Here is a 15948-nt window from a genome sequence, read left to right on the forward strand (position 1 = left end):
TATCGGCTCACTCGAACAGGGCGTTCACCTGATCGTTCGCCGCGGTGAGAGACGACGCCGGGGCCTGACCGGAGAGAACCGCGTCCATCGCGGGCTTCATGATGCCGTCGATCTTGGCGGCGTTGTCGGTGATCGGGAAGAGGAACGTCGTGCCGTTGGTGACGTGCTGGAGGAAGGGCTCGACGTCCACGCCCTTCGCGGCGAACGCCTCCTTCGCCTTCTCCGCGGCGGACCCGATCGCCGGGAAGACCACGGCGTGCTCACCGACCACGTCCTGACACGCGGCGGAGCCGAGGTACTCGACCCAGGAGATCGCCGCCTCCTTGTTCTTGGTTCCTGCCCAGATCGAGTCCGCGAGGCCGTTGAACATCGACGCGTTCTTGCCGGAGGGGCCTACCGGGGTCGGTGCGATGCCCACCTCGATCCCCTCGTAGCCGGTGTACTGACCGATCATCCACGACCCGTGGGCGTTGATCGCCGACTTCCCGGCGCCGAACGTGTCGGCCATGTTCGCACCCACGGTGGTCTCGAGCTTCGGCATGTAGCCCTTCTCGATGAGCCCGGCCCACCACGCGATCGTGTCCTGGAAGCGCTCGTCGTCGTAGTTGTAGTGGGTCCCCCACGGGTTCTTGTCGGTGTGGGTCCAGCCAGTCGTGCCCGTGAGGTAGCTCCACTCCGCCTGGCCGTTTCCGCCGCCCGAGTTGGCGAGGCCGAGACCGTAGACCGCCACGTTCTTCTTGTCGAACCCGGCTTCGTCGCCCCGTTTGCCGTTCTCGTCCACGGTGAGATGCGCGATGACCTTCTCGTACGTGCCGCCGTCGTCGGGGTTCCACGTGAGATTCGCCATGTCCGCATCGGTGAGCCCCGCATCGGCAAGCATCTCCTTGTTGTAGAACAGCGCGATGGTGTCCCAGTCCTTCGGCACGCCGTACCGGGTACCGTCCTGACCCACCCACAGGTCGGCGAGACCGTCGGCATAGTCGCCCATCTTGACATCGTCGAGCGGGACGAGCTGCTTGGTCTTCAGGAAGTCCGGGTACTTGGCCAGGTGGTCCGTGAAGACATCCGGCGCATTACCGGCCGCCATCGCGTTGGTCAGCTTGCTCCAGTAGTCGTCCCAGCCGAGCTGGGTGATTTTCACCGTGAGGTCGGGGTTCGCCGTGTGGAAGTCGTCGGCGCACTGCTGATAGGCGGGGAGCTGGTTCGAATCCCACAGCCAGTAGGTGATGGTGCCGGCCGAATCTGCACCATCACCGCCACCGGAACAGCCGGCGAGCGCGAGGGAGGTGGCGGAGAGAGCAACTGCGCCCATCAGGAACTTCTTCTTCATCGAGGGGTCCTTTCGAAGGTGATGCAGGGGTGATTACTTCATGCCGGAGAAGCCGATCGAGTTGACGATCCGCTTCCCGAACGCGAGGAAGATGATGAGGACGGGCAGCGCCGAGACGAGGGTGGCGGCCATCAGACCGGACCAGTCCGGGGCGCCCTGCGGGGACTGGGACTTGAAGACACCGAGCCCCACCGTGAGCACGCGGGTGCTCTCGTCCGAGACCAGCAACGGCCAGAAGTACTCGTTCCATTGGCCGATGAAGGTCAGCAGTGCGAGCGTGGCGAGCGGAGCAGCCGCGTTGGGGAGCACGATCTGGAAGAAGATGCGCCAGTGCCGAGCGCCGTCGAGCATGGCCGCCTCCTCGACCTCCCGCGACATGTTCAGGAAGAACTGACGCATGAAGAAGATCGCGAAGGGAGTCATGAACAGGTACGGCAGCACCAGTCCGAGCATCGTGCCGAGGAGTCCGAGGTTTCGCACCAGGAGGAAGTTCGGCAGGGCAGTGAAGATCGGCGGCACGAGAACGGTGGCCAGGAACAGGCCGAACACCTTGTCTCGGTGCCGCCACTGCAGGCGGGAGAAGGCGTAGGCGGCCATGGAGCTGAAGAACACCGCGCACACCGTGGTGATACCGGCGAACAGGAACGAATTGCCCAGGTACTGCCAGAAGTTGATGGAAGCGCCCGACCCGCCCTGCGCGATCGCCTCCGCGGGACTCTGCAGCCCGAACACCCGCTCATAGGCGCCGAAGTTGAACCCCACCGGCAGCAGGTCGGCGGACCCTGCCGCCAGCTTCGAGTTCAGCGAGAGGGAGGTACGCAACACCCAATAGAACGGCAGCAGGCTGACCGCCATCGCTACGGCGATGACGATCCAGGCGATGATGGAGCGCCCATCGCGCGGGCGGCGGCGGGCACGCCCCGGAACGACGATGTTCATGGTCTCGGTCATGGTGCTCTCCACTCAGTCCAGATCCGACTCGTTGCCGCGCAGGAACTTCATCTGCAGCGCGGCCACGATGGCGAGGATGACGAACAGGATCGCGGCGAGAGCGGATCCGTAGCCGAAGTCCTGCTCGTTGAACGCGCGCTGGAAGATGTAGTACTGCAGCACGCGACTCGCATTGACGGGGCCGCCCGCGGTGGTGACGGCCACGGTGTCGAACACCTGGAACGATCCGGTCACGGTCACCACAAGGACGAGCGCGAGGACGGGACGCAGCAGCGGCAGCGTGATGCGTGAGAAGGTGCGCCAGGGCCCTGCGCCGTCGATGGCCGCGGCCTCGTAGACGGTGCTGGGGATGGCCTGCAGGCCGGCGAAGATCAGCAGCGCTGTGTAGCCGACATGACGCCAGGTGTTGATGAGCGCCTGCGTCGGAATCGCCCACTCCTGATTGCCGAAGAACGCGATCCGCGGTAGCCCGATCCAGTCGATCACCTGGTTGACGATGCCGATCTGGTAGTCGAGCATCCAGAACCACAGCAGCGCGGCGATCACGTTGGCCATGAGGTACGGCATCAGCAGCGTGCCGCGCACGAACGTGGACTTGGCCACTCGCTGCATCAGCACCGCCAGCAGCAGCGCGATCGAGGTCTGCAGGACGATGTTGATGACGACGTACTCGATGGTCACCACCAGCGCGTTCCAGAACAGCGGGTCCTGGGCGATGCGCTCGTAATTGCGGGTGCCGATCCATTCCGGCTCGCCCAGGATGCTGTACTCCGTGAAGCTCAGGTAGAGCCCGCGCGCGGTGGGGACCACGTAGAACAGCAGGAGGCCGATGAGGGCCGGTGCGATGAAGAGGAGGGCGATCCGCACATCGCTGCGCGAACGCCTTCTGCCCGATCCGCCGGCCCTGCTCCGAGCCGCCTGCTGAGCCGTGGCGGCTCGTAGCGTCTGTGTGTTCGTCATCCGTACTCCGTTGTCAGTTGAACGACCTCTCGGGCAAGCTACACGCGTAACCAGCATGAGCGCAAGGGTCAGTTTTGCCCGTAATTTCAAGCGCGTCGACTGCGTAAATTGGTTCTTGACTCGTGTAACCGACGAGTGCCAGACTCACCGCATGACCACACCCCGCCCCTTCTCGCTCGGCATCGTCGGTGCCGGGCAGTTCTCCGGCCAGTTCTCCAAGCTCTGGCACGCCCACCCCCTCGTGACGGACATCTTCGTGACGGACCTGCTCCCCGAGCGCGCCGAAGCGCTCGTGGAACGACAGAGCCTCGCCGGCACGTTCGCAACGTTCGCAACGTTCGACGAGATGCTCGCCAGCGATGTCGATGCCGTCGCGATCTTCACCCAGCGCTGGACCCACGGCCCGCTCGTGGTGCAGGCGCTGCGTGCCGGCAAGCACGTGTACTCGGCCGTGCCGATGGCGTTCACCGTCGAGGAGGTCTCTGACATCATCGACGCCGTTCGCGAGACCGGCCTGACGTACATGATGGGCGAGACCAGCTACTACAACCCGGCCACGGTGTACGGCCGCAAGCAGCGCGAATCCGGCGCCTTCGGACGCATCTTCTACGCCGAGGGCGACTACGTCCACGACATGGACCTCGGCTTCTACGCCGCTTACGAGTACAGCGGCGGCGAGGCGTGGAAGAGCACGGCCAGCTATCCGCCCATGCACTACCCGACGCACGCGATCGGCGGCGTCCTCGGCGCCACCGGCGGTCATGCCGTCAGCGTGAGCTGCATCGGCGTGCGCGATGACCGCGGCGACGGCGTCTTCGACAAGGACATCAGCATGTTCGACAACGACTTCTCCAACGCCACCGCGCTCTTCGAGATGGCCGATGGCGGATCGATGCGCATCAACGAGTTCCGTCGCGTCGGGTACCCGTCGCACCTTCGCGAGAGCCGCTTCCGCATCTTCGGCACCGAGGGCAGCTTCGAGCAGCTCGTGGCGACCTCGGTCTGGCAGAACAAGGAGGGGTGGACCGACATCACCGCCGACCTGGAGTCACGCCCGAGCATGAGCCTCGACGACCCGTCGCTGGCGGATGTCGACCCGGCGCTGCGGGACGCGTTCGTCTCGGGACTCGCCCCGGTGCACGACGCCGGCCGCCTTCCCGCCGAACTGCAGGGGCTGCCCAACGGCCACGAGGGCAGCCACCACTTCCTCGTCGACGACTTCGCCCGCGCCGTGGCCTACGGGACGATCCCGACCGTCAATGCGTGGGAAGCCGCCCGCTACACGGTGCCGGGCATCATCGCTCACCAGTCCGCGCTGCGCGGCGGCGAGCGACTGCCGGTTCCGGACTTCGGCGACGCTCCGGAGTCACTGTCCTGATGCTCGCCCGGCGGCGCGGTGCCCACGCGTCGCGCCGCCGGGCAGCGGACCTAGACTGATCGACGTGTCGCCCCGAGACCAGCAGAACGCGCGTGCGCGAGCCACGCGAGACGACGTCGCGCGGCTGGCCGGGGTCAGCAGCGCCGTCGTCAGCTACGTGGTGAACGAGACCAAGCACGTCTCCCCTGCCACGGCGGCGCGTGTGCGCGATGCGATCGAGATGCTCGGCTACCAGCCGAATCCCGCCGCGCGAGCTTTGCGCCTCGGCTCGACCGAGGCCATCGGCCTGGTGCTGCCGAGTCTCGCCAACCCCCTGTTCGCGGGATTGGCCGAGGAGGTGGAGCGGGAGGCCACACGGCATGGCCTGGACGTGCTCATCGCCACGACCGACATCACCGGCGACGACGGCATGAGCCACATCCGCCACTTCGCCCGGCGACGCGTCGACGGCGTGCTCCTCTGCACCCCCATGTCCGATGCCGCGCTGGCGCCCCTGCGTCAGGCGGGCGTGCCGATCGTCTTCCTCAATGCGTCGATGGTTCACGGGATCGACGCGATCGGCGTCGACCTGGAGGCCGGCGCCCGGCTGGCCGTGGACCACCTCGCCGATCACGGACACCGCCGCATCGGACTGGTGATCGGCACCTACCGTGACGGCACCCGGGATGCCCGCGAGGACGGCTGGCGCGCGGCGCTGGACGAACGCGGGCTCGAAGCCGGCCCCGTGCTCCGTGTGGAGTTCGGCATGGCCGACGGGTACCGCGCCGGGCACGAGTTCGCCGACATGTCCGACCGGCCGCCTGCGGTCTTCCTCAGCGCGGACCAGCAGGCCATCGGCTTCCTGCGCGCACTGGCGGAGCGCGGCGTTCGCGTTCCCCAGGACATCGCCGTCGCCTCGTTCGACGGCAGCCCGCTCGGACGGTACACGTGGCCGTCGCTCACCTCGGTGAGCCAGCCGATCCAGGAGATGGCGCGCGCCGCCGTGAACGCCATCGTCCATCACGACGAGCACACCGCATACACCGGCTTCACCCCCACGCTCGTCACGCGCGAGTCGTGCGGCTGCGAACCCTCCGCTTCATAGCGCGCGAATGGACGCTATTGGGCGGGAATTCGGTCACATTGCGCGCAATGAAAGCAATCAGTGGACCGAGAACCCGCCATCCACCGCGATCGCCTGGCCGGTGACATAGGCCGAGCCCGCACCGGCGAGGAAGACCGCAGCGGCGGCGAAGTCCTCCGGCCGTCCATTGCGACCCACCGTGGTGCGGGCCGCGAGCGCGGCGACGGTCGCCGGGTTCGACGACAACCGGGTGTTAAGCGGGGTGGGAACGAAGCCCGGGATCAGTGCGTTCGAGGTGACGCCGTGCGACGACCACGCCTCGGACTGCACCCGCGCCAGTCCCTCGACCGCAGCCTTCGATACCCCGTACGCGCCGCTGTTGGCGAAGGGTCGCTGCGCCTGCTGTGAGCTGACGTGGATGAGTCGCCCGTAACCCCGCTCGATCATCGCGGGCGCGAAGCGCTGACCCAGGAGGAAGGGCGCATCGAGGTTGACCGCCATCGTGGCGTCCCACACAGCCTCGTCGATCTCGCTCATCGGTGGCCGGAGATTGATGCCCGCCGCCGTCACAAGGATGTCGGGCCCGCCGAACCGCTCGGTCACCTCGTCGGCGATCGCCGTCACGCCATCACGCGTCGCGACGTCGCCGACGACTGTGGCCGCATCGAATCCCGCCGCACGAATGCGCTCGGCGGCCTCCGCCAGCACGTCGGCGCGCCGGGCGACGAGGATCGTCCGTGCGCCGGCCCCGGCCAGGGCGTGTGCGATCCCCTCGCCGATTCCGGAGCTTCCGCCCGTGACCACGGCGGTGCGCCCGGCAAGGGAGAACAGACCGGCGAGGTACGCATCACTCATACGTCGAGGCTATGCCACCGTCGGAGCCGCCTCGTCCCGTGATTCCGTTCGAATTGATTTTGATAATCATTATCAATACGCTCAACGGGTGCCCCTCACCGTCCTCCGCAGCCGACGCTCTCCTTCCCGCCCCGCCGCGAAAGAGAGCGCACGACGGCGAGCACAGCGGCGGACCACGGTCATCTGCACACTGCTCGTGGCGGCGATCTGCGCGCTCGTCGTGGTCTCGGGCGCCGTCGGCTCGGTCCACGTCGATCCGGGGCAGGCCGCCCGTATCGTGATCGGTCACCTGGCCCCGGGCATGCCCTGGATGTCCGACGGATCGCTGACCGCCCTGCAGGACCAGGCGGTGTGGCAGTTCCGGCTTCCCCGTGCGCTTCTGGCGGGCCTGTCCGGCGCGGGGCTCGCCCTCGCCGGCGCCCTCATGCAGGTGACGGTGCGAAACCCGCTGGCGGAGCCCTACATCCTCGGCGTCTCCTCGGGAGCCAGCGTCGGTGCCGTCGGCGTGATCGTCTTCGGATCCGCCGCCCTCGGCGGTGTGTCGGTGAACGTCGCGGCGTTCGCGGGCGCTCTGGCGGCGTGCGCGTGCGTGGCCACGCTGGCGCGCAGAGACGGCACGCTCTCCCCCACCCGCATGATCCTCGCCGGGGTGGCGCTGGGCACCCTGCTCAGCGCCGTGACCAGCTACCTGACGATCTCCACCAATGCCCAGAATGTCGTGAGCGTGCTGTTCTTCCTTCTCGGAAGCGTGTCGGCGGCCACGATGAGCAGCCTCGTCGGGCCGGCCATCGCCCTCGCGGTCGCCTGCGTCTTCGCGGCGGTGCTGTCGCGGTCCCTGAACGCCCTGATGACCGGTGACGAGTCGGCCGTCTCGCTCGGGGTGAACGCAACGCGCCTGCGCGGCCTCCTGCTGGTCGTCGCGTCGCTGCTGACGGGAACGGTGGTCTCGGTCGCCGGAGGAATCGGCTTCGTCGGCCTGGTCGTCCCCCACATCGCCCGCATCCTCGTGGGCGCCGATCATCGGCGGATGATCCCGGTCACCGTGCTTGCGGGGGCGGTGTTCCTCATGATCACCGACCTGCTCGCTCGCACCGTCGCGCAGCCGACGGAGATTCCGCTCGGAATCCTCACCGCCTTCGTCGGAGCGCCGTTCTTCCTCTGGCTGATGCGGCGCGGTGGCGCCGAGAAGGCGGGGTTCGGGCGATGAGAGTCGACATCGACGCCGTGGCGGTCCGCCTGGGCGGACGCGCCGTGGTGCGTGACGTGAGCGCATCGATTCCTTCGGGCCATGTCGTCGGCGTCGTCGGCGCCAACGGGTCAGGAAAGTCCACGCTGCTTCGCACGATCTACCGCGCGATCACCCCCGCCACGGGGCGCGTGCTGGTGGACGGCACCGACGTGCGCTCGCTGAGCAGCCGCCGCGCCGCCTGCACGGTCTCGGTCATGCTGCAGGATGCGCCCACGGATTTCGACCTCTCGGTCGAGGAGACGGTCATGCTCGGGCGGGGTCCGCACCACGCGAGCTTCGGGCGCGACAGTCCCGAGGACCTCCGCATCGTGGCGGAGGCCATGATCCGCACCGACGTGGCCGGACTGGCGGACCGGATGGTCGCCACCCTCTCGGGCGGGCAGCGCCAGCGCGTCATGCTGGCGCGTGCGCTGGCCCAGCAGACGCCCGTGATGGTGCTCGACGAACCCAGCAACCATCTCGACATCAGTCACCAGCACGAGCTCATGAGCACGGTGCGCAATCTCGGCTGCACCGTGATTGCGGCGCTGCACGACCTCAACCTCGCCGCCCAATACTGCGACGCGGTGCTCGTGCTCTCCGGCGGTGAGCTCATCGTCAGCGGCCCGCCCGCCGAGGTCCTCACGCCTGCCCTGATCCGCCGGGTGTTCGGTGTGGACGCGCGCCTTCTCGGCGATGATGCCGGGCCCGTGTTCGCCTTCCGGCGACTGACCCCCGACGCCACTCGCCCCGATGCCCCGAAAGAAAGCTGAGACCATGCCTCACTCCGCCCGACCGCTCGCCCGCCGGCGCCGAATCGCAGCCGCCGCGCTCCTCGCCGGCGCCCTCGCCCTCACCGCTTGCGGCACCGCGGTCACTCCTGCTGCGTCCGGTGCCACTGCCTCGCACGCGGTCTCTCTCACGAACTGTGCACGCGAGATCACGATCGGGGAGGTCCCCGATCACGTCGTCGGCATGCACCCGGCGCAAACGGAGCTGCTGCTCCGGCTCGGCCTCGCCGATCGCCTCGCCGGTCAGGCGCAGGCGACCGCCCAACAGTTGCCGGAGGACGTGGCGGCGCTGGCAGCCGACGTCCCCGTGATCGGAGGGATGATGCCCCCGAGCCGTGAGGATCTCCTGGCGACGGCACCCGACTTCGTCTACTCACCCACCACATACGAGTTCTCCGCGGAGAAGGGCTTCGCGAGCATCGAGCAGCTGAACGCCGCGGGAGCTGCCGTGTACGTCGCCACCGGCGGCTGCCAGGACCGCCGCATGACCGGTGAAGTCGTCGACCTGTTCACCGACCTCGGCAACCTCGGCCAGATCTTCGGGCAGCAGGAGCGCGCACAGGATCTCATCGCCGAGAACCAGGCCGTCCTGGATCGCGTCGCCACCGCAACGGCCGGCGTCACGCCGCTGCGGGTGGCCGAGGTGTACGTCGAGGGATCGGCCCTGCAGGTGATCGGAGCGGGAGTCGAGCACGACATCCTGGTCCGCGCCGGTGCCGAGCCGATCTACACACCGGATCAGGCGCTGTTCTCCGACTTCTTCGCCGCCACGGTCACCGCCGAGTCACTGGCGGCAGAGGCTCCCGATGCGCTGGTGATCGCCCCCTACGATGCCGAGAACGAAGCGATGATGCGTGACTACCTCGCCCGCACCTTCCCCGACATGCCGGCGGTCCGCGATGGGAGGATCATCGCCGTCCCCTCCTCGGACATGTTCCCGGGCACCCTCGGCAACATCACGGCCGTGCAGACCATCGCCGAAGCGCTCTACCCGGACGCCTTCTGAGCGATGATCCACCGTCGACTGCTCGAACTGGCGGGCGCGGTCCCCGCTGCCGTGCTCGGGCTCGCCGCGTTCGGGCTGTTCGTCAGCGCGCTGCACATCGCCTTCGCGTTCGTGCTCGCGGTCGCCGTCGCCGCTCTGATCCGCGACGACGGTGAGCCGTGGCCACCGCTCGCAGCGCTGGCTGCCATCACCGCCATCCGTGCCGTGGCGGTCTGGGGACGTGAGGTGCTGGCGGCCCGAGTCGGCGCCTCGGTTCGCGTACGCCTTCGTCGCCGCCTCCTGCGCCGGCTGGCGGACGTGCCGGCGGCCGAGCGAGACTCCGCAGTGCTGGCGACCACGGTGCTCGACGGCGTGGAGGGGCTGGACCCCTACTACACGCGCTACCTGCCTCAGCTCATCGTGGTCATGATCGTGCCGGCGGGCGTGGTCGCCGTCGTGTGGGCGCAGTCGCCCCCGGCCGGGGCGGTCCTCGCCCTGGCGGCAGCGGTGTCAGTGCTGGCGCCCCGGGTGTGGGACGCCCGGCTGCTGCGAGTCGGCCGGACCCGGTGGGATCGGCTGGCGCGGTTGTCATCGGGGTACGTCGAAGCGCTCCAGAACATCCCCCTGCTGCGTACCTTCGGGGCCACCGACCGGTTCGCCCGGGAGTTCGCTCGCGACGCGGAGGACCTGCGGGATGCGACCATGCGCCAGCTGAGGGTATCGCTGGTGGAGAGCGCGCTCAGCGCACTGTCCATGCAGTTGGGCACGGTGCTCGCCATCGCCGCAGTGCTCGCCGGCATCATCACCAGTGACGCAGCCCCGGCATCCGCCGTCGCCGTTCTGCTCCTGGCCCGCGAGTGCTTCCGCCCGGTACAGGAGCTCGGCGCGGCCTGGCACGCCGGTTATCTCGGCTTGAGCGCGGTTGACGGCCTCGATCGCCTCCTCACCCTCCGCCCGGCCCCCGCAGGAGGTCATGACAGCCCCGCGCAAGCAGGGTGGATCGAGTTCCGCACCGTGTCCTTCTCCCATCCCGGCACGGGCGCCGGCGTATCCGACGTCACGCTGCGGGTGTCGCCCGGCGAGACCGTCGCCATCGTCGGTGCCTCGGGCTCAGGCAAGAGCACGCTCGCCCGGCTCGTGGAGGGCGACGTGGTGCCCCAGCACGGCCGCGTGCTCATCGATGGTGTGGACGTGGCGGACTACACACGAGCGGCGCGGAGCCGCAGCGTCGTGGTGGTCCCGCAGGATCCCGTCCTGTTCGCCTGGACGGTGCGGGAGAACCTGCGTCTGTACCGTCCCGGCGCCAGCGACGCGGACGTGGAGCACGCCGCGCGGACAGCGCAGATCCACGACGTGGTCCGTGCCCTTCCGCACGGCTACGACACCGTGCTCTCGGAGAACGGCGACCAGCTCTCCGGCGGCCAGCGCCAGCGACTGGCCATCGCGCGCGCCCTGGTCGCCGCGGCGCCGATCCTGGTGCTCGACGAGGTGACATCCGCGCTCGATGCGGACACCGAACGTGCCGTGGTCGACGCGGTCGCGGCGGACACCACGGGACGCACGCTGATCCTCATCGCTCATCGCGAATCCGCCTGTACGCACGCGACCCGGTGGGTCTCACTCGCCGCGGGCCGTGTCATCGCGGAGGGAACCGGGGCCCCGGCGGCCGACGCGTTCGCCGGCGGGAGCAGCAGATGAGGACGATTCTGACCCTGCTGCCACTGATCGCCACCCGGCGCCGCCTGTTCGCCGAAACCGTCCTGCTGAGCGTCGTCAACCATGCGGCGCTGCTCGGGATCTCCCTCGGCCTGGCCGGTGTGGTCGGGCGGGCCATGACCGGTGGGGAGCTCGCGCTCGCCGCTGCCACCGCCGTGCTCAGCCTCGCGGCACTCATCGTGGCGCTCGCCACCTGGCGGGAGTCGTGGGTATCTCACGATCTCGCCTACCGGTTGCTCGCCACCCTCCGAGGACGCGTGTTCGACGCGCTGCGCACGTCTCTCCCGTCACGCACCGGCGCACGACGAAGCGGAGACCTCGCCACCGCGGTCGTGGCGGACATCGAGACCCTGGAGTGGCTCTACGCCCACACGGCGGCGCAGACGCTGAGCGCGGCGCTCGTGCTCCTCATCAGCGGGGCGGTGTCGGTCTCCATCACCCCCGTGCTCCTGGCGGTGTGGGTCCCGCTGCTGGTCGCTCTGGTCATCGTGCACGCGGCGACAGCGGCGCGGGCTCGACGCGACGGCGAGAGCCTCGCCCGCGGAGCCGCTGATCTGCGCTCCGAGACTCTCGACACGGTACGAGGAATGCGTGAGCTGGTCGGTTCCGCGGCTCTGGATCGACAGCTGGACCGCCTCGCCCGCGACACACACTGCCTCGCTCGGCTGCAGTCCCGCGAGGCGTCCCGGCTCGGCGGCGAACGGGCGATCACGGATGCGCTGATGGCGCTCGCCGCACTCGGCACCATGCTGGTTGTCGCGCTGGATCGTTCGCGAATCACCCCCGAGAACATCCCCCTCGCGCTCGCCGTCGCTGTCGCCGGTCTCGGTCCCGCTGTCCAGATCGCCGATCTGCTGCGAAGTGCGGGCACCCTGCGGGCGTCCGCCGAGCGCATCGCTGATGTCCTGGAGCAGCCGCCCGCGGTGCGCGTGACGGCGGATCCCGCACCGCGAACACTCACCGACGAGAGAGGGCTCGTCTTCGACGACGTGGACTTCGGCTACGGGGACCAGTCCCCGACTCTGCGCGGCTTCCGGGCGCACGTCCGCCCGGGGGAGATCGTCGCTCTGGTCGGGCCGTCGGGTGCCGGAAAGACCACCGCGGCCCGGCTCGCGCTGCGGCTGTGGGACCCCGACTCCGGCAGCATTCGCGTGGACGGCATCGACCTGCGCGCGCTGCCGGATCCGCAGTTGCGTCGTCTCGTGGCGGCAGTGCCGCAGTCCTCACCGCTGCTGCGCGGGACGATCCGTTCCAATCTGACGCTGGGTTCTCCCGGCGCACCGGAGAGCGCCATACGCGCTGCGGCCGCGGGGGCAGGTCTGCTGGATCCCGGTGTGGGTCTGCCGAACGGCCTCGACACCGTCGTCGGTGAGCACGGTGCCGGACTCTCGGGGGGTCAGCGAGCACGCGTCGCCATCGCCCGCGCGCTGCTCCGCGATCCTCGCGTGCTGATCCTCGACGAGCCCACCGCGTCCCTCGACGCGGGCGCCGACGCCGCCATCATGGACTTCCTCGGGCGGGCGGGCCATCGAGCGATCCTGCTGATCGCCCATCGCCCCGCCACCATCGCGTGCGCCCACCGGACGATCACCCTCGGATCCGGGAACGGGTGAGGCGCGGATCCCCGCCGCGGGGATCAGCGCATCACCGCCACTCAGCCGAGGAAGATGTCGGGGAAGAGCCGGTCGTCAGGGGTGCCGGGAACGGCGGCGTAGCCGGAGAAGTCCGTCACGCCCTCCTCCTCCAGCACATCCTCCACGATGTACGTGTTGCCCGTGTTCTCCCGGGCATCGCGGGTGAGCACGGCGTACGCGGCGTCGGCGTAGATGGCGGGAGTACGCGATGCTGCCATCACCTGGTCCCCACCCAGCAGGTTCTGCACCGCGGCGGTAGCGATGGTCGTGCGCGGCCACAGCGTGTTGGCGGCGATGCCGTCGGCCGCGAACTCGGCGGCGATGCCGAGCGTCGCCATCGTCATGCCGAACTTCGCCAGCGTGTAGCCGGTGTGGGCGCCCAGCCATCGGGGCGTGATGTTCAGCGGCGGCGACAGCGACAGGATGTGCGGGTTGCCGGCTTCGCGGAGGATCGGCACGGCGGCGCGGCTGAGCATGAAGGTTCCGCGCACGTTGACGTCCTGCATCAGGTCGTACTTCTTCGCAGCCAGATCCAGCGAGCGGGACAGGTCGATGACGCTGGCGTTGTTGACCACGATGTCGATGCCACCGAACTCGCCCTGCGCCTTGAGCACGGCTTCCGTCACGTCATCGTCGTTGCGCACGTCACCGACGATGGGGAGCACCCGCCCGCCGGCGGCGCGGATCTGCTCGGCTGCGGTGTGGATCGTGCCCTCGAGCTTGGGGTGCGGGGTGTCGGTCTTCGCCAGCAGCGCCACGTTGGCGCCGTCGGCCGCGGCCTTCAGCGCGATCGCGAGGCCGATGCCGCGGCTGCCGCCGGACATCAGAATGGTCTTTCCCGCGAGATTGCGTTCGGTCATGAGGTTCCCTTCGATACGGCATCGGCGCCGCGACCGGCTGCCCGCCGGGCCCGGCGGGCAGCGTGCTTACTTCGTCTTGGCGGCGGACTTGGCCGCGAACGCCTGAATGCGCACCTGCGCCTCGTCGGTGCCGTAGGCCTCCCCGATGGTGCGCGCCTCTTCGGCGAGCTGCTCGACGGCGGTGCGCGTGGGGCGGGAGCGGATGAGCCGCTTCGCCTGTCCGTACGCCCGCGCCGCGCCGGAGATCCAGCCGCGCGCGATCTCCTCGGCGCGCGCCTTCACCTCGGCGTCCGCGACGACCTCGGCGACGAGACCCCAGTCGAGGGCCTGCGCCGATGTGAGGAGGCGATCGGTGAGCACCAGCTGCAGCGCGCGGCGCTCTCCGATGGCACGTGACAGCGCCTCGGTCACCGACAGGTCAGGGGTGAGACCCATGTTCGCGTAGATGCTGCCGATCCTGGATCCCTCGCCCGCGACCACGTAGTCGCCCGTGAGCAGGATGCCGAGCCCGCCGCCAGCCGTGGTGCCCTGTGCCGCCACCACCACGGGGATCGACGACTCGGTGAGGCTGCGGATCCCCGCGTTGATCACGTGTGCGAGGGCCTCGATCCCGCCGGCACCGAACCCGCTGCCGGTGGCCATCGCCGCGACGTCGCCACCCGCACAGAAGGCGGGTCCGTTGGCGTCGAGCAGGATCGCGAGCACGTCGTCACGCGCCACGACCTCCGCCGTCACCGCCTCCCAGCGGCGGGCCAGCGCCTCATCGAACGCGTTGAGGCGCGTGGGCCGGTTGAGGGTGATCCGCGCGAGGCCGTCCTCGACACTGACCAGGAGCACGTCGTCTGTCATGTTGTCGCTCATCTCTGTTCGCCGATCACTTCGGTGCCATGCGGATCGCGCCGTCCAGGCGGATCGTCTCGCCGTTGAGGTACCCGTTGTCCACGATCGACATGACCAGTCGCGCATACTCGTCGGGCCGGCCGAGGCGCTGCGGGTAGGGGACCTGCTCACCCAGTGAGGCCTGCGCCGCCTCCGGCAGACCGGCCAGCATCGGGGTCTCCATGATGCCGGGCGCGATGGTGCACACGCGGATGCCGTAGCGGGCGAGCTCGCGTGCGATCGGCAGCGTCATGGCGTGTACGCCGCCCTTCGATGCGGAGTAGGCCGGCTGACCGATCTGGCCGTCGAAAGCGGCCACGGAGGCGGTGTTCACGATGACGCCGCGATCGCCGCCCTCGGTGGGCTCGGTCTTCGCGATGACGGCCGAGGCCTGCGCGATCACGTTGTACGTGCCGATCAGGTTGATCTGGATGATCTTCGCGAAGGCGTCGAGCGGCGAGGGGTTGCCCTCCCGGTCCAGAACCTTGGCGGGCGGCGCGATCCCCGCGCAGCTGACGACCACGCGCAACGGTGCCGCCGCATTCGCCTCGGCCACCGCATCCGCGACCTGCGCCGCGTCGGTCACATCCGCTGCGACGAACGTCCCGCCGATCTCAGCTGCGGCCTCCGCGCCGCGCGAAGACGGCAGGTCGATGATCGTGACGTGTGCGCCCGCCGCCGCGAGTCGCTTCGCGGTGGCATTGCCCAGCCCGCTCGCCCCACCGGTGACCAGAGCTCCGGCCCCACTGATATCCATGTGTTCTCCTTCGAACCGAGGTCCTCAGCACCCCGCCGCTCACGCGGTCCGCAACCGGCCCGCTTGACATCGTGTGTCAGCCTACGCGGGACTGAGTGCCACGTCACCCCCGTGTGCCGCTCTCATTCTCCTGATGCCCGTCGGCTGCCGTCCAGGGGTAGCGTGAGGATCATGGAGATCCGGCTCAAGCGGGTGTACGACAGGCCGAGCGCCGACGACGGCTATCGCGTGCTCGTCGATCGGCTCTGGCCGCGCGGGCTCACGAAGGAGCGCGCCGCCGTCGATCTGTGGGCGAAGGACGTCGCCCCCTCGCCGGAGCTGCGCAAGGCCTGGCACGCCGCCGACGACGAGCACTGGGGCGATTTCGTCGACCCGTACCGGGCGGAGCTGGCGGGTCCGACGGCGGCGAGCCTCACCGCGCTCGTCCAGGAGCTGCGGCCGCACCCGACGGTGACCATCGTGTACGGCGCGCGCGACTCCATGCACAATCACGCGGGTGTGCTCGCGATGGAGCTCGGGGAGCGCCTCGGAGTGCCGGTGGAGAACACGGACGCCTGACCC

Annotated in this window: 15 protein-coding genes; 8 read left to right on the top strand and 7 right to left on the bottom strand. The window is 69.2% G+C overall.

Going from position 1 to position 15948, the window contains the following annotated elements:
- Window positions 1-7: 7 nt before the first annotated feature.
- The 3 genes from LQ566_RS06535 to LQ566_RS06545 are packed head-to-tail and all read right to left on the bottom strand — an operon-like array spanning window position 8 to window position 3241.
- Window positions 8-1330, bottom strand: a complete 1323-nt coding sequence (locus LQ566_RS06535; protein WP_231090800.1) for an ABC transporter substrate-binding protein — start codon at window positions 1328-1330, stop codon at window positions 8-10.
- A gap of 33 nt (window positions 1331-1363) precedes the next feature.
- Window positions 1364-2281 carry a carbohydrate ABC transporter permease gene (locus LQ566_RS06540; protein ID WP_231090801.1) on the bottom strand — a complete coding sequence of 306 codons (918 nt, stop codon included), beginning with the start codon at window positions 2279-2281 and terminating at the stop codon, window positions 1364-1366.
- A 12-nt stretch (window positions 2282-2293) separates the two neighbouring features.
- Entirely contained in the window at window positions 2294-3241 is a 948-nt protein-coding gene (locus LQ566_RS06545; protein ID WP_231090802.1) for a carbohydrate ABC transporter permease, read from the bottom strand.
- A 151-nt stretch (window positions 3242-3392) separates the two neighbouring features.
- Here LQ566_RS06545 and LQ566_RS06550 point away from each other — a divergent pair, with 151 nt between their 5' ends.
- Together LQ566_RS06550 and LQ566_RS06555 are read left to right on the top strand one after the other, a co-directional pair.
- Window positions 3393-4619 carry a Gfo/Idh/MocA family protein gene (locus LQ566_RS06550; RefSeq protein ID WP_231090803.1) on the top strand — a complete coding sequence of 409 codons (1227 nt, stop codon included), beginning with the start codon at window positions 3393-3395 and terminating at the stop codon, window positions 4617-4619.
- 64 nt (window positions 4620-4683) lie between these two features.
- Window positions 4684-5703, top strand: a complete 1020-nt coding sequence (locus LQ566_RS06555) for a LacI family DNA-binding transcriptional regulator (protein WP_231090804.1) — start codon at window positions 4684-4686, stop codon at window positions 5701-5703.
- Window positions 5704-5760: 57 nt separating this feature from the next.
- On the opposite strand, the gene LQ566_RS06560 is transcribed toward LQ566_RS06555, so the two are convergent.
- On the bottom strand, window positions 5761-6537 hold the full coding sequence (locus LQ566_RS06560; protein WP_231090805.1) for an SDR family NAD(P)-dependent oxidoreductase: 777 nt from the start codon (window positions 6535-6537) through the stop codon (window positions 5761-5763).
- An 88-nt stretch (window positions 6538-6625) separates the two neighbouring features.
- On the opposite strand from LQ566_RS06560, the gene LQ566_RS06565 reads away from it, so the two are divergent.
- The 5 genes from LQ566_RS06565 to LQ566_RS06585 are packed head-to-tail and all read left to right on the top strand — an operon-like array spanning window position 6626 to window position 12870.
- A complete protein-coding gene (locus tag LQ566_RS06565) occupies window positions 6626-7744 on the top strand; it encodes a FecCD family ABC transporter permease (protein ID WP_231090806.1) in 1119 nt (372 codons plus the stop codon).
- On the top strand, window positions 7741-8538 hold the full coding sequence (locus tag LQ566_RS06570; protein WP_231090807.1) for an ABC transporter ATP-binding protein: 798 nt from the start codon (window positions 7741-7743) through the stop codon (window positions 8536-8538). Before LQ566_RS06565 ends, LQ566_RS06570 begins: the two co-directional genes overlap by 4 nt.
- Window positions 8539-8542: 4 nt before the next feature.
- Window positions 8543-9562, top strand: a complete 1020-nt coding sequence (locus LQ566_RS06575) for an ABC transporter substrate-binding protein (RefSeq protein WP_231090808.1) — start codon at window positions 8543-8545, stop codon at window positions 9560-9562.
- Window positions 9563-9565: 3 nt separating this feature from the next.
- Window positions 9566-11239, top strand: a complete 1674-nt coding sequence (locus LQ566_RS06580) for an ABC transporter ATP-binding protein/permease (protein WP_231090809.1) — start codon at window positions 9566-9568, stop codon at window positions 11237-11239.
- Entirely contained in the window at window positions 11236-12870 is a 1635-nt protein-coding gene (locus tag LQ566_RS06585) for an ABC transporter ATP-binding protein (protein ID WP_231090810.1), read from the top strand. Before LQ566_RS06580 ends, LQ566_RS06585 begins: the two co-directional genes overlap by 4 nt.
- A 41-nt stretch (window positions 12871-12911) precedes the next feature.
- On the opposite strand, the gene LQ566_RS06590 is transcribed toward LQ566_RS06585, so the two are convergent.
- The 3 genes from LQ566_RS06590 to LQ566_RS06600 all read right to left on the bottom strand — a co-directional run bounded on the left by LQ566_RS06590 (window position 12912) and on the right by LQ566_RS06600 (window position 15387).
- Window positions 12912-13751, bottom strand: a complete 840-nt coding sequence (locus LQ566_RS06590) for an SDR family oxidoreductase (RefSeq protein ID WP_231090811.1) — start codon at window positions 13749-13751, stop codon at window positions 12912-12914.
- 66 nt (window positions 13752-13817) lie between these two features.
- Window positions 13818-14612, bottom strand: a complete 795-nt coding sequence (locus LQ566_RS06595) for an enoyl-CoA hydratase/isomerase family protein (protein ID WP_231090812.1) — start codon at window positions 14610-14612, stop codon at window positions 13818-13820.
- 13 nt (window positions 14613-14625) lie between these two features.
- Window positions 14626-15387 carry an SDR family NAD(P)-dependent oxidoreductase gene (locus tag LQ566_RS06600; RefSeq protein ID WP_231090813.1) on the bottom strand — a complete coding sequence of 254 codons (762 nt, stop codon included), beginning with the start codon at window positions 15385-15387 and terminating at the stop codon, window positions 14626-14628.
- 171 nt (window positions 15388-15558) lie between these two features.
- On the opposite strand from LQ566_RS06600, the gene LQ566_RS06605 reads away from it, so the two are divergent.
- Window positions 15559-15945: a DUF488 domain-containing protein gene (locus tag LQ566_RS06605; RefSeq protein WP_231090814.1), complete on the top strand. Its 387-nt coding sequence runs from the start codon at window positions 15559-15561 to the stop codon at window positions 15943-15945.
- Window positions 15946-15948: the final 3 nt, after the last annotated feature.

This window comes from Microbacterium nymphoidis (genome assembly GCF_021044885.1).
Taxonomy (GTDB): Bacteria; Actinomycetota; Actinomycetes; order Actinomycetales; family Microbacteriaceae; genus Microbacterium; species Microbacterium nymphoidis.

Bases quoted from the DNA above. Each gene is read 5' to 3' on its own strand.
- LQ566_RS06535 (WP_231090800.1), bottom strand. From the start codon at position 1,330: ATGAAGAAGAAGTTCCTGATGGGCGCAGTTGCTCTCTCCGCCACCTCC.
- LQ566_RS06540 (WP_231090801.1), bottom strand. From the start codon at position 2,281: ATGACCGAGACCATGAACATCGTCGTTCCGGGGCGTGCCCGCCGCCGC.
- LQ566_RS06545 (WP_231090802.1), bottom strand. From the start codon at position 3,241: ATGACGAACACACAGACGCTACGAGCCGCCACGGCTCAGCAGGCGGCT.
- LQ566_RS06550 (WP_231090803.1), top strand. From the start codon at position 3,393: ATGACCACACCCCGCCCCTTCTCGCTCGGCATCGTCGGTGCCGGGCAG.
- LQ566_RS06560 (WP_231090805.1), bottom strand. From the start codon at position 6,537: ATGAGTGATGCGTACCTCGCCGGTCTGTTCTCCCTTGCCGGGCGCACC.
- LQ566_RS06570 (WP_231090807.1), top strand. From the start codon at position 7,741: ATGAGAGTCGACATCGACGCCGTGGCGGTCCGCCTGGGCGGACGCGCC.
- LQ566_RS06575 (WP_231090808.1), top strand. From the start codon at position 8,543: ATGCCTCACTCCGCCCGACCGCTCGCCCGCCGGCGCCGAATCGCAGCC.
- LQ566_RS06580 (WP_231090809.1), top strand. From the start codon at position 9,566: ATGATCCACCGTCGACTGCTCGAACTGGCGGGCGCGGTCCCCGCTGCC.
- LQ566_RS06585 (WP_231090810.1), top strand. From the start codon at position 11,236: ATGAGGACGATTCTGACCCTGCTGCCACTGATCGCCACCCGGCGCCGC.
- LQ566_RS06590 (WP_231090811.1), bottom strand. From the start codon at position 13,751: ATGACCGAACGCAATCTCGCGGGAAAGACCATTCTGATGTCCGGCGGC.
- LQ566_RS06595 (WP_231090812.1), bottom strand. From the start codon at position 14,612: ATGAGCGACAACATGACAGACGACGTGCTCCTGGTCAGTGTCGAGGAC.
- LQ566_RS06600 (WP_231090813.1), bottom strand. From the start codon at position 15,387: ATGGATATCAGTGGGGCCGGAGCTCTGGTCACCGGTGGGGCGAGCGGG.
- LQ566_RS06605 (WP_231090814.1), top strand. From the start codon at position 15,559: ATGGAGATCCGGCTCAAGCGGGTGTACGACAGGCCGAGCGCCGACGAC.